This window comes from Bradyrhizobium sp. USDA 10063 (assembly GCF_054063735.1).
The window spans coordinates 3,793,514-3,815,833 of sequence record NZ_JBSSGP010000002.1 but is presented as its reverse complement, the minus strand read 5'-3'; the positions used below and the strand labels follow the sequence as shown (position 1 = coordinate 3,815,833).

General features: G+C 63.4%; 11 protein-coding genes. 10 read left to right on the top strand and 1 reads right to left on the bottom strand.

The features are described 5' to 3' along the window. Positions 1-2: 2 nt before the first annotated feature. Positions 3-2,870, bottom strand: a complete 2,868-nt coding sequence (locus ACVJGD_RS20060; protein WP_456635967.1) for an FAD-dependent oxidoreductase — start codon at positions 2,868-2,870, stop codon at positions 3-5. A gap of 167 nt (positions 2,871-3,037) precedes the next feature. On the opposite strand from ACVJGD_RS20060, the gene ACVJGD_RS20055 reads away from it, so the two are divergent. From ACVJGD_RS20055 to ACVJGD_RS20010, 10 genes are all read left to right on the top strand, one after another. Then, positions 3,038-3,409: a hypothetical protein gene (locus tag ACVJGD_RS20055; RefSeq protein ID WP_456635966.1), complete on the top strand. Its 372-nt coding sequence runs from the start codon at positions 3,038-3,040 to the stop codon at positions 3,407-3,409. 6 nt (positions 3,410-3,415) lie between these two features. After that, a complete protein-coding gene (gene maiA, locus ACVJGD_RS20050) occupies positions 3,416-4,060 on the top strand; it encodes a maleylacetoacetate isomerase (RefSeq protein WP_456635965.1) in 645 nt (214 codons plus the stop codon). Positions 4,061-4,197: 137 nt separating this feature from the next. Then, positions 4,198-5,217 (top strand): ABC transporter substrate-binding protein, encoded by a 1,020-nt coding sequence (locus ACVJGD_RS20045; protein ID WP_456635964.1) that lies wholly within the window; start codon positions 4,198-4,200, stop codon positions 5,215-5,217. 22 nt (positions 5,218-5,239) lie between these two features. Then, a complete protein-coding gene (locus ACVJGD_RS20040) occupies positions 5,240-6,001 on the top strand; it encodes an ABC transporter ATP-binding protein (protein ID WP_456635963.1) in 762 nt (253 codons plus the stop codon). 7 nt (positions 6,002-6,008) lie between these two features. Next, positions 6,009-6,776, top strand: coding sequence for an ABC transporter permease (locus ACVJGD_RS20035; RefSeq protein ID WP_456635962.1), 768 nt, complete (start codon positions 6,009-6,011; stop codon positions 6,774-6,776). A gap of 558 nt (positions 6,777-7,334) precedes the next feature. After that, a complete protein-coding gene (locus ACVJGD_RS20030) occupies positions 7,335-7,583 on the top strand; it encodes a hypothetical protein (protein WP_456635961.1) in 249 nt (82 codons plus the stop codon). 144 nt (positions 7,584-7,727) lie between these two features. Continuing rightward, on the top strand, positions 7,728-8,387 hold the full coding sequence (locus ACVJGD_RS20025; RefSeq protein ID WP_456635960.1) for an STN domain-containing protein: 660 nt from the start codon (positions 7,728-7,730) through the stop codon (positions 8,385-8,387). Between the two features lie 40 nt (positions 8,388-8,427). Next, positions 8,428-9,021 carry an RNA polymerase sigma factor gene (locus tag ACVJGD_RS20020; RefSeq protein WP_456635959.1) on the top strand — a complete coding sequence of 198 codons (594 nt, stop codon included), beginning with the start codon at positions 8,428-8,430 and terminating at the stop codon, positions 9,019-9,021. Beyond that, a complete protein-coding gene (locus ACVJGD_RS20015) occupies positions 9,008-10,000 on the top strand; it encodes a FecR family protein (protein ID WP_456635958.1) in 993 nt (330 codons plus the stop codon). The genes ACVJGD_RS20020 and ACVJGD_RS20015 overlap by 14 nt, the downstream gene beginning before the upstream one ends. 209 nt (positions 10,001-10,209) lie before the next feature. Next, positions 10,210-21,948 carry a filamentous haemagglutinin family protein gene (locus ACVJGD_RS20010; protein WP_456635957.1) on the top strand — a complete coding sequence of 3,913 codons (11,739 nt, stop codon included), beginning with the start codon at positions 10,210-10,212 and terminating at the stop codon, positions 21,946-21,948. Positions 21,949-22,320 lie beyond the last annotated feature (372 nt).

Here is a 22,320-nt window from a genome sequence, read left to right as displayed (position 1 = left end):
ACTCACAGTCCCATCTCGGCGCGCCAGTGCTTGTACATGGCGCGGATCGCTGCTTCGGAGATCAGGTTATCGGCGGTACCGGCTTCGACCGCCGGATCGAGTTTCACCAGATGCTCACCATTCGGCACGCGCTGCATGCCGTCCTGCACGAACTTGATCGCCTCGTTGTCTTCGAGCCCGAGGAAGCCGGCCGGCCCCATCAGATTGCCTTGCCGCAGGCGATGGCGCGTCATTTCCTCGCTGTCGCCCTCGAAGCCGAACATGGTCCACTTCATGATGAATTCGTGCGGCCCGGTCGGCACGATCTGGCGCACGCCGAGCGTGTTCATCTCGCGCTGCACGATCAGGTTCGGCCAGATCGTAGCCATTGTCACCGACCAGGGGCTGTCGAATTCGTCCACGAAATCCATGAAGCGCGGCTCGGCCAGCGTCATGCCTTCCTTGTAGGCGCGCATTTCCTTCTTCGCGTCGCTGGACACCGCTTTCCCGTCGGACTTTGCGGAGGCCATCACACCATGACGCCCACTCGGATCCGCGAGCATCAGCGACTTGTTGCCTGCCACCAGGAGACCGAACGTAACCAGGAAGGTGTGCAGCAGGGTGGCGTGATAGGGGTCTTTCAGGTTCTCATGATAGAGCTTCCAGTTGCCCGGCAGCGAATGGCGGTAATAGCCGAGCACCTTGAGCTTGCGGCCATCGAACGTCGCCTCGAACTCACGCATGATCTCGGGCGTGAAATATTCGGCCAGCGGCTCCATGTCATCGCAATAGGAGGCGAACACGACGCCGCGATGCGTCGTCACTTTCAGGCGGCGGAGGCCATGATCGGCATTCCTGAAATCCGCCGGCATGCCGCCCTTGCCGCCGACGCCGCGGCGAAAGGGAACGCCGGCCAGATTTCCCTTCAGGTCGTATGACCATTGATGATAGGGGCAGACGAACTCTTTTGCGTTGCCGGAAAGCTCGCGGCAGAACTCGGCGGCGCGATGCGCGCAGCGGTTCTCGAACACATGGATCGACCCGTCTTCCGCGCGCGAGACGACGACCGGTGTCGGTCCGACATTCGAGCGGATGAAGTCGCCGGAATTGGGGACTTCGGATTCGAGCGCGACATAGTTCCAGGTGCGGCCGTGGAAGATTTTCTCGACCTCGCGCTCGTAGATCGCCTGATCAGTGTAAACCCAATCCGGAATGCGGGTGAGGCCATCGGCCGGCCAGATATAGCGTTTGGTGAGCGACAGTCCCGGGTTGGCGTTCATGAGGCTGGCCTCCATGGCATCGGCGCCGTCCTCTCCATCGGATGAGATGATGGCGCCATGAATATCGGGATCGAAAGGCGTTGCGGAATCGAGTTCAGCGCGCGCGGCGCGGATCGCCTGCGGGTCCGAGAAGGCGACGACGCCGGTGAGCCGTCCGGTCGCCTTCTCGAACATGCGATAGACGGCGCGAGGTGCGGCTTCGTCGGCGGCCGAGAGCGCGACATGGTCCTCAGCGCCGACAATTCCGAGCATCTGCACATTACAGCCAAACTGGTCGGTCCAGAACCAGGGACGCTTTTGCGCCACCGCCGCATTGCGGCCAATGATCGAACGGCCGGCCGCGGCGCCCTGCTCCTCGGCGTTCTGCCAGCTTTCGAGCGAGAGGCGCCGCCCTGCGATCGACTCATGGTATAGCGCGCAATCTCCGGCCGCCCAGATCCCTGGAACGGAAGTGCGTCCTTGCATGTCCACATCGATGCCGGCGGACGTGGTGACGCAGCCGGCCTGCAGCGCAAGATCAAGTGTCGGCAGCATGCCAATGCCAACCAGAACGGCATCGACTTCGACGGTGTCTTCGCCGGTCACGACGCCCAGCCGTCCGCCGCGCCTGGTGATTTCGACAACGCCAGCATTGCGGCGAACATCGACGCCATGCCTCTCCGCCATGATGCGGAAGGCTCGGCCCACGGCCGCCGGCATGATCCGCGCCATGATCTCGCGTTCGCGTTCGAGCAGAGTGACCGCCACGCCGCGCGAAATCGCCGTCGATGCAAGCTCAAGGCCGATGAATCCACCGCCGATCACGGCGACATGCTGGGCGCGGTCGAGGGCTGTGCCGATGGCGACGGAATCGTCGATTGTGCGGAGATAATGCACGCCTGGCAAATCCGCGCCGGGAACGCCCAGTCGCCGCGGCGTTCCGCCGGTAGCAAGAAGCAGCGAATCATAAGCGAGAACCTGACCGTCTGCGAGAGTAATACGGCGCTGCGCGGGATCTATCGCGGTTGCGGCCATGCCAAGATGCAGACGCACGCCAAACTGGGTCGCGTCTGTCTCGCTCAAACGGACGCTGGAAGAGAATTCGGCCGTACCGAGCAGAAATTCCTTCGATAGCGGCGGCCGCTCATAGGGAGGATGGGGTTCTGCGCCAACCAGATCGATGCTGCCGTCGAAGCCGCCGGCGCGCATCGCCCGGATTGCGGCCGCGGCTGCCTGACCCGCGCCGACGATCACCACACGGTTCGTATCCTTCTCCGGATCGGTCGCAATAGGTTCGCTCTTGAAGATCGATGTAGCGGCCGGCTGCTCGGGATCGACGAGGATGTCATTGCCTTCGACGCGAACGGCATAAGTCCGCAAATCCTCGGTCACCGGCGCGCAGAGTGCCTTTCCGCTGCGGATGTCGAACTGCCCCTGGTGCAGCGGACATTCCACCTTGCCATCTTCGATCCAGCCTTCGGCCAGCAGCGCGAGCGCGTGCGTGCAGATGCCATGCGTCGCGTAGATCTCGCCGCCGAGATTGTAGAGAGCGATGCGAATGCCGTCGAGTTCGATACCGAGAGCCTTACCCTCGGGCACCTCGTTCAGCGAAGCGGCTCTCGTCCATGCCATCTGCGGCGTCTCTCACGCTCGAAATTTATAATCAGTATAACAACATTTTTATGGCTCGCAACTCCGTGAAGAGCGCCGCTGCGCACAAAAACAGCGCAATCCTGCAACTATTGCGAAATCAGAATAGTCTGTGTACCATCATATATATTCAGGAACGGGAGACCTTCATGGCGCAAGAGCCGCTCGCCACCAAAGGCAACTATCTGCACATCTACGACTTCCGCGTCATGCCCGGGCATGAGGACGAGTTCATCAAGCTGTTCGAGGAATTTGACTATTCGGACGGCAATCCGATGCACAAATCATCGGCGCAGGTGAAGGATGGCGTGCTGTGCCGCGATACCGAGGACCCGCAGCGGTTCTTCCTGATCGCCGAGTGGAGCGATATCGAGGAGCATGCCAGGATCCGCAAGATCCTTGCCAACGAGATCAAACCGGCCTTCATCAAGTATATCGAAGGCGGCAAGTTCATCCCGAAATATGTCGAGGTCGTATCCTCCACGCCGGACGATATCCTGCAGAAGGCCGCCGCAGAGTGACCTGACGTGTCGCGGCAGCTCTACACATTCTTTCGGTCTTCGACCTCGTTCCGTCTGCGGATCGCGCTAGCGCACAAGCGGCTCGACTACGAGCCGCGCTATGTCAGTCTGCCGAAGATGGAACATCGGGTGCCGTCCTATCGCGACATCAATCCGCAAGGGCTGGTGCCGCTTCTGGTCGAAGGCGGTCGGTCCCTCATCCAGTCGATGGCGATCATCGAGTATCTCGACGAGGTTTACCCCGACCCGCCATTGATGCCGAAGGATCCGCTCGGGCGGATTTACGTCAGGGCGGTGTCGCAGATCATCGGCTGCGAAATTCATCCGCTCAACAATGTGCGGGTGCTGAAGCATCTCAAGGCGCAGTTCGGCGCGGACGAGGCTGCCACCAATGCCTGGTATCAGCACTGGATCGCGGAAGGGTTGTCCGGACTCGAAGCCTATTTGCAGCGCGAGCGTCTGTTCGGCCGGTTCTGCTACGGCGATTCCGTAACGATGGCCGACATCTGCCTCGTTCCGCAGATCTTCAATGCGCGCCGATTCAATTGCCCCCTCGACGCTTATCCGACCCTGCTGGCGATCACCGATCGCTGCATGGCCCTTGACGCCTTCCGCACGGCCGAACCGAGCACGCAGGCTGACGCTTTCTGAGCAGTCGTCGTCTGCGCTGCATCGCCGAAGCGCCTCATTGTTGGGCAATTCGAAATTACTCAGTACATAATCATATCTTGCGCAGGCAAGGCGCCGTGTTAGTCTTTCGCGCCGGAGGAGGGGTAAGGGGTATGCGCATGGCGAGCTTTCGAGGGTTGACTGCGATCACGGCGCTTATCGCATGTGTACTGATTAATTTTGGCGCGTTGGCGGCCGACCGGCTGGCGGTGCGGCTCGACTGGACGCCCTGGGGGTCACAGGCCCCATTTCATCTCGCCGCGCAAAAGGGACTGTTCGCCAAATACAATCTCGATGTCGTGCTGGATGACGGAACCGGCTCCGTTGCCACCGTGCAGATCGTCGGCAACGGTGAATACGATGTCGGCTATGCGTCGCTGGCTCCGATGGTGATCGCGCGCTCCAAGGGTCTGCCGGTAAAGGCGATTGCCGGCTTCATCAAGCAGAACGATATCGGCCTGTTGGTTCCGAAGGACAGCGGCATCGTCAGCCCTGCCGATTTGAGAGGCAAGAAGATCGCCTTCACCGCCGGTTCGCTCGAAGCGCCGTTCATCGACCGGTTTCTTGCGGCGGGAAAGCTGACCCGCAATGACGTCGACCTTGTCAGCGTCGACGCGGCGGGCAAGGCGGGCCTCTACATGGCCGGCCGGTCCGACGCAGCGTTCTCGTCGGGACCGTTCTTTCTGGCCGTGGTCGCCAGCCAGCGTCCCTCGAACGCCATCCGCTTCGCCGATCAGGGATTGGAATTTCCGAGCTTCGGCTTGCTGGCGACCGAAAAGTCGATCGCCTCGAAGCGCGAGGCGCTGAAGCGCTTTGCGAGTGTGGTCGCGGGATGTTGGGCCTACATCTTCGCCGGCAATCAGGACGAAGCCGTGAAGGCGATCATCGCGGCACGACCCCAGGCCAAGCTCAATCCGGCCGTCCTGCGCCAGCAGATCGATACGCTGAAGGACTATGCATATACGGACGCAACCCGAGACCTGCCGTTCGGCACCATGGCCGCGGCGGACTGGAAGCAGGCGGTCGCGGTGTTGGCCGACGGCGGACTCGTTGAAAAGGGCCTCGATTCAGATGCGGTTTTCACCAATGAGTTGATCGATGCGCGCATCGTTGCGGACGTCGCCAGCGGCAGGAACTGACCCCGCGAATCCCGTTGCTCCCATGATCGCAGCGTCTGACGTCGTAAAAAGATACGGTGACGCCGACGGTGTCACCGCGCTGCAGGGCATTTCGCTCGATATCGCGGAAGGCGAATTCATTAGCCTGGTGGGACCGAGCGGCTGCGGCAAGAGCACGTTTCTGCGCTGTCTCGCCGGGCTCGAGGTTGCAACCAGCGGACGCCTGCACCTGGATGGCGCGCCCATCGATGGCCCCCCGGAGCGTCTCGGCATGGCGTTCCAGCGGGACGCCTTGCTGGACTGGTTCGACGTTCTGGAGAATGTGTTGTTGCCGGCGGATTTCGGCGGTTATGGCAAAAAGAAATACGAGGCGCGCGCACGGCAATTGCTGCAGATGGTCGGGCTCGACGGTTTCGCGGGCGCCTATCCGCGCGCGTTGTCTGGCGGCATGCGGCAGCGCGTCGCGATCTGCCGCTCGCTGCTGCTCGACCCGCGCTTGCTGCTGATGGACGAGCCGTTCGGCGCCCTCGATGCGCTGACGCGCGACCAGATCAATGTCGACTTGCGCCGGCTCTGGACCAAGCATCGCATGACCGTCGTCTTCGTGACGCACAGCATCACCGAGGCGGTGTTCCTGTCCACCCGTGTGGTCGTCTTTACGCCGCGGCCGGGACGCGTGGTTGCGGACATCGCCATCGATCTGCCGACCGAGCGGAAATTGGCAATGCGCGAAACGCCGGAATTCGGCGCTTATACCAGCCGCATCCGCGGTCTGTTCGAGCAAATGGGCCTGATCCATGACTAGCGGGTTGATGAAAGCGGTCCGACACGGCGCCGTGCCGCTTCTTGGCGCTGCGATCTTCGTCCTGATCTGGGAGGTTGGCGTGCGCGCGCTTGGTGTGCGCTCCGTTCTGCTTCCGCCGCCGTCGCTGATCGCCGAGGAGCTCGCAGCCTCTCCGGGCTGGTTCGCCGTGCAGACGGCCTACACCCTGGGCATCACGCTCGCCGGCTTTGCCGTCGCTGTCGTGTTCGGCGTTCTGTTCGCGGTTGCGATCGTGGAATGGAAGATCCTGGATCGCCTGTTGTTCCCGCTCTTCGTCGCGCTCAACAGTGTGCCGAAAGTGGCGCTGGCCCCGCTCTTTCTGATCTGGTTCGGGACAGGCGCCGAGCCAAAGATCGCGATTGCCTTTCTGATTGCCGTGTTCGCCGTCGTGATCGACACCGCGCTTGGCCTGCAATCGGTGTCGCCGGACACGATGGACCTGGCGAGGACGTTGCGCGGGTCGCGCTTGAAGGTACTGCTGCGCATAAAGCTGTATTGCGCGCTGCCGCATCTGTTCGCCGGGCTAAAGGTGGCGATGTCATTGGCGCTGGTCGGCGCCATCGTCGGCGAATTCGTCTCCTCCCAGCGCGGCCTCGGCTATGTCATCCTGACGGCGCAGGGCACATTCGATACGCCGCGTGTTTTCGCCGCGATTGTCATTCTAGCTATGCTCGGCGTCGCTTTGATCGCTGTGATTGGAGCGATCGAGCGTCTCGCCTTGCCGTGGCATCACACAAATTCACGGGGCGTGAGGTAGTCGGGCCGCCGGCGAAGCCGTAGCGTGGTTCTCTCCGCTGTCGTCCCTGCTCCCGGCTACGCCAAGAGGCTTCGGCCGCGGCGCGCAAGGCCGGGACGACGGGGGACAGGTTTCCGATTCAAATGTCAAACAGCGGAGGGGATGTGCGTTCGCGTTCTCGCGGCGCGATGCGTCCGAGGTTTGCGTACCGTTTCACCCTCATCGAGTAGAGGGCGCAGGGAAAGCCGGGTGCCGGTTGCACCCGTGGGCCCCGTGCAACAAAAAGCACGGGGGTAGGACCACAGGTCAACCGATTCACACCGGCTTTCCCTGCGCGATGGTTTTACAGCTTACTTCGTGCTCTTCCCGGTGACCGGGCTTTCTTGCCACCGTCGCCTGCGGGATACTTCCCGCAAGCTTAGCGCCAGCGTCGGGGCGCCAGAACCACACGACTTCGCCGTCCGCGTTACCTGCGCTCGTCAGTCGCACGCATCGCGTCCACCGCATCCCACCGCAACGTTCGTGACGATCGCGAGCCGCCCCTCATTCGGGTGAGACGCGCGGAGTTAAATCACTGATTTGCCCGACGACGGAAGCGGAATATTTTTCGCCGATGGTCTGGACAGACTTTTGGTGATTTGCCCGTCGGGCTGTTTGTCGCACCTCGCCTCAACACACGAGGCCCGCTTCGCCGGCAACCTCGCCGCCGGACGCTCCGGTCTGGTGGTCCCCGGCGTTGCCCGCAAGCGCCACCTTTTGATGCTGCGCATGGTGCCGCAGCTCGACGGCCAACGCTCGCTTAGCGGCCGGTACGGCGCGCTGTCATAGTACCTTCGTAAAACATGGCTTGATATCGAGAGGCTTACTGTCTGGCGAGCCGGCATTACGACCGTAGCTCGGGCAGACTATGGCTTGGATTGTTCCGTGAGACCAGTTGTCGATATCTTGCGTGGGCGGGGTGCTCAATATCTGTTGCTTGCGGCGCTGGCCCTGGGGATGGCTGGCTCGGCCCTTTACGCCGAGCCGTTGTCTCCGCATGCGAACGTCCAATTCGATATTCCTGCCCAGCCGCTTGCTGAAGCCCTGGTGGCCTACGGCGCCGCAACCGGTCTTGAGGTATTTTACGACGGCTCGCTCGCCCTCGGTCAGCGCTCGACTGCGATCAAAGGGGTATTCACCCCGGTTGCCGCCCTGGAAGTGTTATTACGTGGCACCGGCTACGTTCCCAAGACATCGCAATATCTCGACGCAATCAGTGTCATCAAGACGCCGCGCGACCTTGCCGTCTCACAGGCTGCAGCGCTCGGCCGCTTCGAGCCCTATCTCGCCATCGTTCAAGCCCGCGTCACGGAAGCTCTGTGCAAGACCGATGAGGCGAAGCCCGATGATGGAGAGATCATGATCAGCTTCTGGCTCGATCCGTCGGGGCGCGTCTTGCGCGCGCAGCTTTGGCACTCCGAGATCTCAGCCGATCGCCAGCGCATTCTGCTGGCAGGGCTGCAGGGACTGGACGTCGGGCATGCGGTGCCGGCCGGGCTGCCTCAGCCGCTCGCGATGGTGATCTTTCCTCCGTCAAGCCGAGAGCAGGCTGGATGCCGTCCGACCAATCGGCGGCAGCAGGCCACCAATTAGTGTCGAGGCGTGAGCGGCGCAATGCGAAGGGCTTGCGGGCATGACTGAGCTGAGCCGCGCCCTTTTGCGCCGCGCATTTCTCTTGGGCTACGACGATCTGAAATTGCGGCTGACGAAGCGCCTCGGATCGATCGAACTCGCGGGCGATTCCCTGCAGGAGGCCTGGCTCAGCCTCGAACGCGCCGCGCCCATTGGGCCGGTGCTTCGCCCGCAATCCTATATCTTTCGGATCGCGTACAATATCGCTCTCAAGCGCCTGCACCGCGAGCGCAATATTGTCACGCTCGACGAGGCGATCGAGGAGCTCGATCTTGCTGACGAAGCGCCTGGGCCTGTAGAGGTGACGGAAGGCCGCGCCGAATGGGCCTTGCTGGCGCAGGCGGCCAGGGAGCTCACGCCGCGCCGGCGGGACATCTTGCTTGCGGTGCGGCTTGAAGGTTTGTCGATACGCGAAGTGGCAATACAGCACGGTATCTCCGAGCGTCTTGTTGCCCTGGAGCTCAAGCAGGCCGTGATGCATTGTGCCGAGCGCCTCAAGCGGACTATCGTTTCGCGATTCAGCTCACAGCCGTTCGAGGGATCTCATAAGGAGGGAGCCCAACGAACAGATGAACCGACGGATGGCCATGGATAGCTCTCGCTCTGCGCAGTCCGGCGTCCCGTCGATCGACGAGGAGGCCTATGAATGGGTGATGCGGTTCGCAGAAGGGCGGGCGGACCGGGCGGATCTTGCGGCGCTCAAGCTGTGGGTTGCTCGCAGTCCCGCCCATGGTGAGGCCTTCCGCCGGATCAGCCGCACATGGAAATCCCTGGGGCCGGTCGGCAAGGATTTGGCGGTCGACGCAGTTGCTGGCGGGACCTTACGCACAGCCGCAAGCGCCAGAGCCGGCGTCGGGCGCCGTGCCTTTCTGGGTGGCGCGCTCGCGGCCTCTGCGGTTGGCGCCGCCATTCTCGCTGTCCGGCCTCCGCTCGGATTGTGGCCGTCGTGGTCAGAGTTTGCTGCCGACTACCGGACTGCAATCGGCGAGCAGCGCGAGATCACGCTGGCGGATCGCGCCACCATCGATCTGAACACGCGGACCAGCCTTTCGCTGCGCGCTGATGGTACGGAGGCTGAGATCATCGCGGGCGAGGTGATGATCTCCACCAAACCCGACACCACCGATCCTTTCACGATCGTCGCAGCCGATGGCCGCATCGCCGCCGCTGCGGCGCGTTTCAATGTGCGGGTCGACGATCACGTCGCTTGTGTCACCTGTGTGACAGGCAATGTGCGGGTCGAGCGGGGTATGTCCGCGCTGTCGCTCTCGCCCGGACAGCAGATCGCTTATTCCAGCGAGCGGATCGGCCAAATCGTCACGGTCGATCCTGCCACGGTTTCGGCTTGGCGAGACGGGATCGTTATCTTCCAGTCGACACCGATCGGTGAGGTGATTGCGGAGGTCAATCGATATCGACCGGGGCGAATCATCCTGACGAACAAGGACTTGGGACGCCGCCTGTTCAACGCGAGGCTCCGGATCGAGAATATCGGCCGCGTCGTTTCGCTGATCGAGGAGGTGTTCGGCGCCCACGCGACCGCGCTGCCGGGGGGCATCCTGCTCCTTGGATGAACCCTGTAAACTTTTTTTGCAGTTTTGAGCCCGTGCGGGGATCCAGGAATCGAGAGGGGAGGCATTCGCGTGCTGCCCCGCCGAGAACGATTGCCTGAGAGAGCGTATCCATGTCTGTCGAGACCACGGCCCTTCGACTTCGTCATCGCCGAACCAGCGCTCATTCAGCATTGCTTGCTGGCGTCAGCGCCGCTGCTCTCCTCGGAGCCATGGCCGGAGCCGATGCTCGTCCGCTCGGCGGCTCGTCGCCATCAGCGGCGGCGGCTGCGCAAGCCGCGTCGCAGGACGCGGCAAAGGCGGCTCAGCAGGCGAGCGATGCGCTGAAGCGCGCCACCCAGTCGATCCAGGCCATCCAGGCGGCTCAGAGCGCCGCGCGCAATCTCGCATCGCAGACGCAAAGTGCGATCCCGAACGGGCTTGCTCCTGGTGGCCTGGTCGTCGCGCCGGGCGCGGGGACGTCACCCGGCGTGTGGACTGGCGCGCAATTGCCGACGCAGGCGCAGGTGAATGGCCGCACCCAGGTCGACATCAGGCAGACCCAGCAGAAGGCGATCCTCAACTGGACCACGTTCAACGTCGGGAAGGAGACCACGGTCAATTTCGATCAGCAGGGCAATGGTTCCTGGGTCGCGCTCAACCGCGTGGTCGACCCGAGCGCACGTCCGTCGCAGATTGCCGGCCAGATCAGGGCTGACGGACAAGTCTACATCATCAATCGCAACGGCATCATCTTCGGCGGCGCCTCGCAGGTGAATGCGGGCGCGCTGATCGCTGCGACCGCTGACATCACCGATGACCAGTTCCTGAATCGCGGCATCTATTCGCAGCAGGCCTCGGGCACCTATTTGCCGAGCTTCACCGGCGCGGCCGGATCGGTGACAGTCGAGGCCGGCGCCGAGCTGACCACGCGCGCGCCAAAATCGGTGCAAGAGGGCGGCGGCTTCATCATGCTGCTCGGCAACAATGTTGAAAACGCAGGGTCGATTTCCACGCCGAAGGGCCAGGCGCTGCTCGCGGCCGGCAACGACTTCATCCTGCGGCCTGGCTATGGCACCGATGCCAATCAGTTCTCCACAACGAGGGGCAGCGAGATAGCTCCGGTGATTTCCACTGGCGGCACGAGCGGCAGTGTCATCAACACGGGTCTGATCTTCAGCCAGCAGGGCGACATCACGCTGGCCGGGCGCATCATCGCACAGGACGGGACCCTGGTCTCGACCACTTCGGTCAATACGCGGGGCACCATTCATCTTCTGAATTCGGCGGCCGACAGAAATGGCAGCATCGTCTTCGGCAATGCCAGTGTCACCACCATCCTGCCGGAACTCGACAGTGACGAGACCGCGCTCAACAGCCAGCGGGATGCGCTGATCGCGGCGTCGGCAACGCAGGACCGCCTCCGCGCGCAGGCGAATTTCGGACAGTTCGATAATCTTGCCAAACTGGCGGACCGACAGGATCAGTCGCGTATTGAAATCGTCACTGGCGGCAACGTCCTGTTCGAGCACGGCTCGACCACGATGGCGCAAGGCGGACAGGTCGCGGTCTCGGCGGGCCAGCGCATCTCCGCCGAGACTGGCGCCACCATCGACGTCTCCGGCGTGCGCAACGTGCTGCTGCCGATGTCGGCGAACAACATCAAGGTGAATGTCCAGGGCAACGAGCTCCGTGACGCGCCCGCCAATCGTGACAGCGGCAACCTGATGAATGCCAATGTGTGGATCGACATACGCGATCTCGTGCTGGTGCCGGCGGGTACCGGCGGCTACGCCTCCGATCGCTACTACACGCCGGGCGGGCTGCTTGAAGTCTCGGGCTATCTCAACAACACCGCTCACACGGTCGGGGAGTGGACTGCGCTTGGCGGCACTATCACGCTTTCTGCGACGGAAGTGATGGCGCAGCAGGGCTCCGTCTTCAACATCTCCGGCGGCGCCGTCACGTATCAGGCAGGCTATATCCTTACGACGAATTTCCGTGGTGCCGACGGCGGGATCTATAACATTGGCGACGCGCGCGCCGATGTGCTGCTCGACGGCGTTGCCGGCAGTTTCACGCGCAAGCACGAGCGTTGGAACGTCACCGAGACCTGGGCAAACCCGCTCGGCAAAGGCGCGGTGAGCGTCCGCTGGGAGGACGGCTACACGGTCGGGCGTGATGCCGGCAGCCTTGTTCTTTCGACGCCGACCGCGGTCTTTGCCGGCACGATCGTGGCCGATGTGATCCAGGGCCAGCGCCAGATCGAGGCGCGTCCCGACGGCGTCACCGATGGCTACAAGTTCTCGCAGAACACCGTGCCGCTCGCCGGGACACTTGCACTCGGTCAGTACACGGCGCTTGGCCGCACAGGCGTCTACAACACGAATGTGATGATCACCGATCTGGCGGCCGTCTCGCCGCCGGCAGACCGCACCAATACCGCCTGGTTCGATGCCCAATACCTGAACCGGCAGGGACTCGGCGCCATCGATTTCGCGACCGGCGGCAAGATCACGATTGATGCGCCACTATCGGTTGCGGATGGCGGTTCGGTCACGCTGACTGCGCCGGCTGTGGACATCAAGGCCGACGTCACCGCCCGCAGCGGCGAGATTACGGCGACCAACCATTTCACGTCGCGCTCGCCTGTCGGTGGGACGCTGACGCAAGTGCTGACAAACGGCGGCGCCTCGACCATCACGCTGGCGCAAGGGGCGAAGCTCGATACGCGCGGACTGTGGGTGAATGCGAGCAATGATCCAGCAAGCGAGAGCAGGCAGGCCTTCATCGATGGCGGTGACGTTCACCTGGTGTCTTCGGGCGACGTGCTCGTCGCCGCGGGCAGCCTGATCGATGTGTCGTCGGGCGGCGCGATCCTGCGCGATGGAGGTTTCAAGGGCGGCCGCGGCGGAGACATCACGCTCAAGGCCGACGTCGTCGTCACCGGCGTGGCGCCCAAGGTCGGCAGGCTCACGCTGGACGGCGACATTCGCGGCTACGGTGTCGAAGGAGGCGGGACACTGACCCTGGGATCGGGTGCGACCGTCGTGCTTGGTGGCAAGGTATTGGAGACCAACGGCGTGTTGAGTGCCGGCGAGACGGCGCCGGTCGACCTTAAGGCCCTGGAGGAGTTTCGCGTCCGCGCCGGCGAGATCCTGCCTGCCGACTACATGCGCACCTTCACGGTGGCGGCTCCCGGGCAACCGGTCGGCGCGGCTCCCTACATTACGACGCCTTTGACCCTTGCGGCTGATTGGACTCCTCCGCCCTCGCTATCGCCAACAGTCAGCTACTCTATTTATGTGGTGGGTAGGGGGTATGTGGGCGTGAGTGCGCAAAGCCAGCCTGTCATCCGGGCTGGATCGACGATAAGCTTCATCAATGGCACGCAGTTCTTCCCGCTGGACTACGTCGTTCCGGCCAACGTCTTTCCCAATGGGATGCCCATCGTCCCGACGACGGTGATCGTGAGCGCCGGCGTTCCCGCGCCAGTGGACGTGGTCTTTTCTGCCGGGACGATCATTCGTGCTGGCGCGGTCATGGGCAGATCGGTGGCAGTGGCGCCGATTCAGTATCTCAAGCCGGATTTGCTGCAGACCGGGTTTTCCAAGTATGACATCCGTGGCAATACTGGCTTGCTCGTCGCGCCCGGCGCGCAACTCGATGTCACGATGCCGGTCTATCGATTGTCATCGGCCAGCTTCAGTGCGCCGACCAACGCAGATCCATCGACTGCGATGGAGGTTTGGACGCCGCCGCTCTACCTTGATAACCGTGCGAAAGGCAGCGTCACACAACGCGGTGGCGCCGACCTGTCCTTGACGTCGGCGGAAGGCATGGTGCTCGCCGCGGGTTCGGCGATCAGGGTCGACGATGGCCATTCGGTCACGTTGAACGCGTTGCGGCAAACGACAATCGACGGCGCGATCACGGCCGCGGGCGGCACGATCACCATCGGCAGCGATCTCGGCTCAACGGACTATCAACAGATCGGCTTTGCCGGCGAGTCGATCTGGATCGGCGATCACGCGGTGCTGGATGTTGCCGCGCGGCCGGTCAGCGGTGTCGATGCGCAGGGACGCCGCTATGGCATCGTCCGCGATGGCGGCTCGATCAATATCGGTATCGCGTCGCTCGCGCGAGACAGCAAGGGCACGCTGCCGGCGACCCAGTCGCATGTCATCATACGGCCGGGCGCCGTGCTCGATGCGTCCGGCACGCACGCGGCGATCGATCTCTTGGTCGGCACCGGCGAGACGGCGGCCTGGCAATCTGCCGATGTGGCAAGCAACGGCGGCTCCATCCTGATTGCCTCGCAGACCGGACTTTATATCGACGGCACGATGCGCGCGGCGTCCGGCGGCGTCAGCGCCGCTGGCGGTAATCTTACTCTCGCCCTTGAAACACCGTTGTACTTCAATGCCGCGACCGCGACCGGTCCGCGCGTCTTCACCGTCACCCAGGACCGCGTTGCGAGTTCCCTGCCGTCCGATCTCCGTCCGCGTGCCACGGATGCCGCGCTTGTCGACGGCAAAGCCTATGTGAGCACGTCGCAAGTGGTCGAGGGAGGCTTCGACAATCTCGCACTTTGGAGCCGCGATGTTTTTCGCTTTGAAGGCAATGTCAGCCTGTCCACACGCCAGAGCCTCGCGTTTTATCGCGGCGCGTTGTCCGTGGCGCCCTCGACTCCTGAAGCGCGTGTTTCACTGTCGGCGCCTTATGTGCTCCTGGATGGCGCGACAGACATCGAGATCCAGTCCGGCGTGGCTTATCCGGGAGTCTCGGGCATCTGGCAGCCGTCGGACACCAATGGTGGCACGCTTACGGTCTCTGCCGATCTGATCGATATTCGCAATCGGGTCTTCTCCGGCCTCTTCGGAAAATACCAGACGGGTACATACCCGGCGCCGTTCATCGACCACACGATCGATGCTCCCGGATTCGCTTCGTTCGAGCTCGTCAGCCGTGGCGACGTCCGTTTTGGCAGCGGAGCTCTTGCCAGCGGCGGTGACATCACGATCGAGGCGGCGCAGCTCTATCCGACCACGGGAGCCGTCGCCACCATCGCCGCCGGCATGACGAAGCATTTACAAAGCATCATCCGTAGTGCGGAAGGCACTTTGACCATTCGGGGCAATGGCACCAATCCCGCGCTTCCCCAATCTGTCTTTGGCGTGTTGGGCCTGGTAGCGACGACGATCGACCAGGGCGGTATTGTGCGCGCGCCGCTGGGAAGCGTCGTGTTGGGCGATGTTGCGTCACTCTGCGCAGGATGTTTCAGTACCGATCCTTATACGCCCCAGCCTGCCATTACTGTCACCCTGCGTAGCGGCAGCATCACCTCAACCAGCGCGGCCGGACTCATCGTGCCGTATGGCGGAACCACCGATGGTCTGTCCTACAAATATAACGGGACCGATGTGGTTTTCGACGATCTCGGTTCAGTCGGCCCGGCAGGACAGCAGGTTCGGGGCGTCACGCTAAAAGGCAATCGCATCGTCGCCGAGCCTGGCTCGGTGCTCGACCTGTCCGGCGGCGGAGAACTCACCGGCGCGGGGTTCGTCAGCGGGCGAGGCGGTTCGGTGGACGTGCGCGAGACGCCACTCGTCAATGCCAACCCCGCAAACTCCTATAGCAAGGCATCAAATCGCGTTTACACCCTTGTCCCCAGCTATACCAGCAACTATGCGCCGCTAGCGCCCGACAATGGGGCCGGGGATCCGCTGGTCGGCCAGCAGATCACGCTGACGCAGCCGACCGGCGGTCTGCCCGCGGGCACCTACACGCTGTTGCCGTCGACCTATGCTCTGCTTCCGGGTGCATACCGTGTCGAAATCGGCGCGAGTGCGACAGGCACGTTTGGGCCGGCCGCCGTCGGCAATGGTTCGTATGTGACCACCGCTACGCTCGGCATCGCCAATACCGGCCTCCGCTCCGCCCTACCGCGCCAGATCATTCTTACTCCGGCCAGCAGCGTGCGGACCTATTCGCACTATAACGAGACGAGCTATAGCGACTTCGTCATCGCCAATGCGGCGACGTTCGGTTTGGCACGGCCGCGGCTGCCCATCGACGGCCAGGTCCTCAAGCTCGACCTCGGGGCCGCGTCGGGTGAGGTCCTGTCTTTCGACGGCACCGCGCTCTTTGATCCCGCTGAAGACGGCCGTGCCGGCGTTGTGGCCGTCGTCGGAACCGGCTCGATTGAGCTCAAGGCCGCGAGCGCTGCCGCAACGTCCGGCATGGCGTCGATCGACGCGGAGGACCTGTCGCGCTTCAATGGCGGCACCCTGCTGGTCGGTGGCCAGTATACCTACTATTCGGGTGCCGGAGATTCGACCAGCCAGGGTGCGCGTACTTTCTTCTCCGCCACCACGAACAATGTCTATGTCCGCCCCGGCGCGGTTCTGCGAGCCGGCCAGATCCTCATTCTGGCGAAGAACACCATCCAGGTCCAAGATGGAGCCGTGCTCGACACCACCCGCGGCAGCACGAATGTTCTCGATTCGAGCGACGGCTATATTTTCGCCAATTCGATCAATGGAAACATCGCCGCGGCCAACGCCATTCTCTCCGTCGCCAATGGATGGTTGAATTTCCTGCCGCCGGTGACGAGCGCGACGGGTACGGTCACGATCGAAGATGGCGCAGCGCTTCGCACGCTCGGCACCATCGCGGTCTCGTCGAGCCGCGCACTCAATCTCGGCGCCGACGTCGCGCTCAATACACGATATCTCACATTCAGCCTGCCGGAGATCAACGTTGGAACGGACGCGTCCCTTGCTGCCGCCAGTGCCGCTGGTGCGCTCGGTTCTGGCTGGCTGTTGACTCAATCTACACTCGATCGGCTGCTTACGCCCGGCGACTTGGCGCTCGCCAAGGTCGAGCGCCTGACCTTGACGGTCGGCTCCTCGCTCAATTTCCTCGGCAATGTGACACTCGATACCCGCAGCCGGCACGGCGGCAACACCGTGCTGGTGCTCAATACGCCCGCCGTTTATGGCTGGGGTGGGCAGAGCGATGCCGCCACGCTTGCGGTCGACACGCTGATCTGGAACGGCGTGTCGACCGGCGTGGGCACGTCCGCAAATCCGTTCGTCAGTCTGCCGCCGGGCGCGGTGCGGCCCGGCGGGCCGGGAACAGGCCATGGTACGCTCACGGTCGACGCGCGCGACATCGTGTTCGGCTACGATCCCTACGCGCGTAACCAGAACGATACCGCACTCGATCGTCTTGCACTCGGCTTCGCGACCGTCAATCTGGCGGCCTCGAACCGGATCACCGCCAAAGACCGTGGTACGCTCTCGGTCTACCACACCGGCACCAATGCGCAGACCTATGCCGGCGGCGATCTCGATATCAAAACGCCGCTGCTCACCGCGGCAGCCGGCGGCTTCATGTCTTACACCGCCGGCGGCGCCATCACGGCGCGCGCGCCGGGGGGCGGGGTCGCAGACACCGCGACTGTCAACGGTCTCGGCGGCGAGCTTCGCTTCGACGGCAGCGCAATCACAATCGACACCGCGATTGCACTACCGAGCGGCCGGCTCGAGCTGAAGGCCACGGGCGATATTGCGCTTGCCGATCGCGCGACGCTCGATCTTTCAGGCCGCTCGATCACGTTCTTCGACGTGACCAAACACAGTTGGGGTGGCGACTTGGTGATGCAGAGCGACGACGGCGAGATCACGCAGGCCGTGGCCTCAGTGATCGACGTCTCGGCCGCTCACAATGTTGCCGGTTCGATTGAGGCGGTTGCCTTGGGCACGAATGGGACGCTCGCATTCGGCGGAACTCTGCGGGGAATGGCGGCGGACGGATTCCAGGCCGGCAGCTTCGAGGGCCGCGCTCGCAGCCTTTCCGATTTCGCGGGCTTGAATGTCAAATTGAATGATGGCGGCTTCTTCGGCTCGCGCAGTTTCGTCACCAAGACCGGCAACCTCGTGATCGGCGACGAGGTCCGCGCCGGCGAGGTGAATATTTCGGTTGATGGCGGCAGTCTCACGGTCAACGGTCGGATCGACGCCAGTGGCAGAAAGGTCGGCATCATCCGTCTGGCCGCGCGCGACGATCTGGTGCTTTCTTCCACGGCTGTTCTCGACGCGCACGGCTCCGTGCTGCAGGTCGACGGCCGCGGCGCGCCGATCGAAGCATCGAACCGCGGTCATGTGGAGCTGACGTCTGCGCAGGGAACGGTGCGCCTTGCTGCAGGTGCCACCATCGACTTGCGCTCAGCCGATGCCGTGGCGCGCGGGCAGCTCGAGATCAACGCGCAGCGCCGCGGCGGGGCCGGTGGTACGGGGGCCGGCGCCAACGATATCGCGATCGACGCTGCCGGTCCGCTCAACATCCGGGGCGCCGCCAGCATGGCGGTCAATGGTTTCCGCCGTTACGAATTGGTCGACGGAGTTGTCAACCAGAGTCTGCTCGAGACCATCCACGGCGATAGCACGGCCTTTATCAATGCAGCCTTGGCCAACAACGCATTGCTGGGCAGGCTCTCCGGGCTCACCGCCTATGGCGATGCCTTCCATTTGAGGCCCGGCGTCGAGTTGACCGCTGCGGGCGACATCACTGTCGTCGGCGATCTCGACCTCTCCGGCTATCGTTACGGTCCGAATGCTGATCCCATGCGGCGCGGCTCGGGTGAGCCCGGCGTCGTCGTGATGCGCGCGGGCGGCAACCTCAATATCAACGGCAGCATCACCGACGGTTTCGCGCCGCCGCCTGCGACGCCCGACGACGGCCGCTTCCCCGGCCAGACGGTCACGCTGCTCGGTGGCCAGCCAGTCGCCCAGGACCTCGTTTTCACGACGCCCTATCAGGAATCCCTGGGCTGGAACGGCTTTATTTTTCCCGGAGCTCAGCCCGTCGTGGTCTCGGGCCAAATCCGTGATGATTTCTACGTATACAATCCCGGTGATCCGATCTGGGATGGCGTGCTGTGGGGTACGGTCTACATCTCTGCCGGCACGGTCTTGTCGGTTTCGGGCGACCCGAGCCAGGCGAACATCACCTATACGTCGGCCCGGCAGGGCAAAATGTGGGCGCTGGCGCCGATGCTGGCGCCAGGCTCGCTTTCCTGGTCGATGCGCTACGTGGCTGGCGCCGATCTCGGCGCTGCCGACACGCGTGCGGTCCAGTCGGCGCTCGCCGCCGGCAACCTCGTGCTCAAGGATCCTCACGGGACCGGGATTGACGGCGCTCAGGAGGCATTGAGCGTATTGCGCACCGGTACCGGCTATCTCGAACTGATGGCCGCCGGCGACTACCGCCAGGAGTCGCTGTTCGGTGTCTATACGGCCGGAACAGCCGTCGGCGGCCTTGCGCGCGAAACCCGCAGCGACGGCACCGTGCTCGGCCCGGGCTATGCGGCCTATGAGGCGGCGCTAAACCCGATCGGTATCTATTTCACCGAGAACGGCGGCGACGTGTTGCTGGCGGCGAGGGGACACCTCGGTGGCCGTGTTGTCTTGAACCAGTTCAGCTGGAACGATCTTGTGCTGTCCTCGGACGTCGAAAACTGGTCGTGGAGCCAGCAAGGGAGCTGGGGCATCAATTTCGGAACCTACGATGTCGGTTCGGAATCGCTCGTGATGCGCGGCTTTGCCGGCATCGGCGCGCTGGGCGGCGGCAACGTGGTGTTGCGCGCCGGCCGAGACGCTGGAGAGAGCAGCATCGGCGACGCGTTTGTCACGAGCTCGGCCGGGCTGTCGGCAGCGATTGGCAGCAGCGGGCGCGCCGACGCCAGCGGCACGATCGTCCGCAGCGGCGGCGGCACATTGACGGTGGATATCGCCGGCCACCTCAATCCGGGAATGAATCTCAACCTGGACGAGAGATTGTACGGTGATCTCACCAACCTTCGCGGTGATATCGATGTTCGTGCCGCCGCCATCGGCACTGTCGTTGCGGCGTCCCATGGCGTCCCCGAATCTGGCTTCCCCTTGCCGCGGTCTGGCGATCCGCGTCCCATTGATCCGCTCGCGTCTTACAAGTCGGCCATGTATGGCAGGATGACCTTCAACCTCGGCGATGGTTCGGTCACTGCCGACAGCCGTACCGATCTCGTGGCCGATGTTTTTGCGGTCCGGGATCTGTGGACGGATACGACGGGCGCAACGCTGTTCTCGGCGGGTGGTGACATCAATCCAGCTGGGCAGAATTTTTCGTCGAAGTCGGTGGTTCCCTCGCTCTCCGTGACGACGGCGGGTGGCAGCATCCTGCTCTCCGGCACGATCGATCTGCTGCCTTCGCCGGTCGGGCGATTGGAATTCCTGGCCTGGAATTCCATCAATGGCCAGGGTGACAAACACGTCCAGGTCCCAGGCTATGTCGGCATGGGAGTCGGTACACCGTTCAGCAATCTGCATCTCGACGACCCTGAGCCGATGCGCTTCTACGCCGTCACGGGCGACATCGCCAATTTCCAGGCCGGCCAGAGCGAGACGCAAGCGGGTCTGACCACCTATCACGTCGCCGGCAAGCAAACCTGGTTGCGCGCCGGGCGCGACATCTTCAACACCGGCGGTGTGATCCTGAACAACCGGGACACCGACGTGTCGATCGTGTCGGCTGGTCGCGACGTCATTTTCGCCAACTATCGGATCGCCGGACCCGGCACGCTGCTCGTCTCTGCCGGACACAACGTGTATCAGGCCGATTATGGTTCGCTGACCAGCATCGGCCCTCTCGTGCCGGGGGATCTGCGGCCCGGCGCCGGGATTGTGGTGCAGGCCGGCGTCGGCGCCGCCGAACCGGACTACGCCGCGCTTGCTGCGCACTATCTGGACCCGGCCAACCTGGCGCAAGGCGGAGTGCCGCTCGCCGACCAGCCCGGTAAGGTGGCCAAGGTTTACACCACCGAGCTGGCCGCCTGGCTCTCTGAGTCCTACGGCTTCGCGGGAACGACCGGGGAAGCGCTGGCGTTTTTTGCGACACTCGCCGCCGAGCAGCAAAACGTCTTCCTGCGCCAGGTTTACTTCGCCGAATTGCGTGAAGGCGGACGTGAATACAACGATCAATCGAGCTCGCGCTATGGCTCTTACCTGCGCGGCCGCCAGATGATCGCGACCTTGTTTGCGGAGAAGGACGAGAGCGGCAAGCCCATCCAGCGGGCGGGCGATATCATCATGTTCGGCGGCTCCGGTGTGCGAACGAATTTCGGTGGCGATATCCAGCTGATCGCGCCGGGCGGGCAGGTCATCATCGGCGTGGAGGGCCAGGCGCCGCCGGCGACTGCTGGCGTGATAACCCAGGGCTCTGGCAACATCCAGATCTACGCGAAAGGCAGCATCCTGCTCGGCCTCTCGCGCATCATGACCACGTTCGGCGGCGACATCCTCGCCTGGTCTGCCGAAGGCGACATCAACGCCGGTCGCGGTGCCAAGACCACAGTCCTGTACACCCCGGCACGGCGCGCCTACGACAAGTACGGCAGTGTAGTGCTCTCGCCGGTGGCGCCGAGCTCAGGCGCAGGCATCGCCACGCTGAACCCGATCCCCGAAGTACCGCCCGGTGACATCGATCTGATTGCGCCGCTCGGCACGATCGATGCCGGCGAGGCGGGTATTCGCGTCTCCGGCAACGTCAACCTTGCCGCGCTGCAGATCATCAATGCCGGCAATATCCAGGTGCAGGGCTCCGCGACCGGCATTCCGACGGTGCAGGCGCCGAATGTCAGCGGCGCGTTGGCCGCCTCCAACACCGCCGGCGCCGCGTCGCAACAGGCGAAGACGCCTCAGCAGGGAACTGCTGACGCGCAGCCGTCACTCATCCTCGTCGAATTCCTCGGTTTCGGCGGCGGCGATGATGGCAGCAACCATCAGGAACAACGGCGCCCGCAGGACGAAGAACGCCGCAGCCAGATCCAGGACCCGCAAAGTCGCTATCAGATCGTCGGCGCCGGCAGTCTGACGGAAGAGCAATTTCGGGAACTGGCGGACGAGAGACGCAAACGGGTTGGACGCTGAGATCGGTCGAGAGCCAGGGCTATCGCATATGAAATAGAACTTGGTGGGCGGTCCCTTCGCGGCCCATCCTTCGAGACGCACGCTTGGGCGTGCTCCTCAGGATGAGGTCTGATTTCGCGGCGGGATCTTAGACCCTCATGGTGAGGAGCGCCGCTTGCGGCGCGTCTCGAACCATGAGGCCCGCCTCGTTCACAGCCACCAAACAGCCATATGCGATAGCCCTGGGTCGAGAGCGGGGGGCTATATATTACGGTTGGCGCTCATCGATGGAGAGGTTCTACCTGCGCTACCTTGCCTGGGTATTTTCCAGCCTATCACGTTTGAGCTCGTGAGTACGCTATGCGAAAAGCGAACCTCGCACGACCCAGCGTA

Excerpts from the sequence above, each read along its gene's own strand:
- ACVJGD_RS20035 (WP_456635962.1), top strand. The coding sequence starts at position 6,009 with ATGAAAGCGGTCCGACACGGCGCCGTGCCGCTTCTTGGCGCTGCGATC.
- ACVJGD_RS20045 (WP_456635964.1), top strand. The coding sequence starts at position 4,198 with ATGGCGAGCTTTCGAGGGTTGACTGCGATCACGGCGCTTATCGCATGT.
- ACVJGD_RS20040 (WP_456635963.1), top strand. The coding sequence starts at position 5,240 with ATGATCGCAGCGTCTGACGTCGTAAAAAGATACGGTGACGCCGACGGT.
- ACVJGD_RS20015 (WP_456635958.1), top strand. The coding sequence starts at position 9,008 with ATGGCCATGGATAGCTCTCGCTCTGCGCAGTCCGGCGTCCCGTCGATC.
- ACVJGD_RS20060 (WP_456635967.1), bottom strand. The coding sequence starts at position 2,870 with ATGGCATGGACGAGAGCCGCTTCGCTGAACGAGGTGCCCGAGGGTAAG.
- ACVJGD_RS20020 (WP_456635959.1), top strand. The coding sequence starts at position 8,428 with ATGACTGAGCTGAGCCGCGCCCTTTTGCGCCGCGCATTTCTCTTGGGC.
- ACVJGD_RS20010 (WP_456635957.1), top strand. The coding sequence starts at position 10,210 with ATGGCCGGAGCCGATGCTCGTCCGCTCGGCGGCTCGTCGCCATCAGCG.
- ACVJGD_RS20055 (WP_456635966.1), top strand. The coding sequence starts at position 3,038 with ATGGCGCAAGAGCCGCTCGCCACCAAAGGCAACTATCTGCACATCTAC.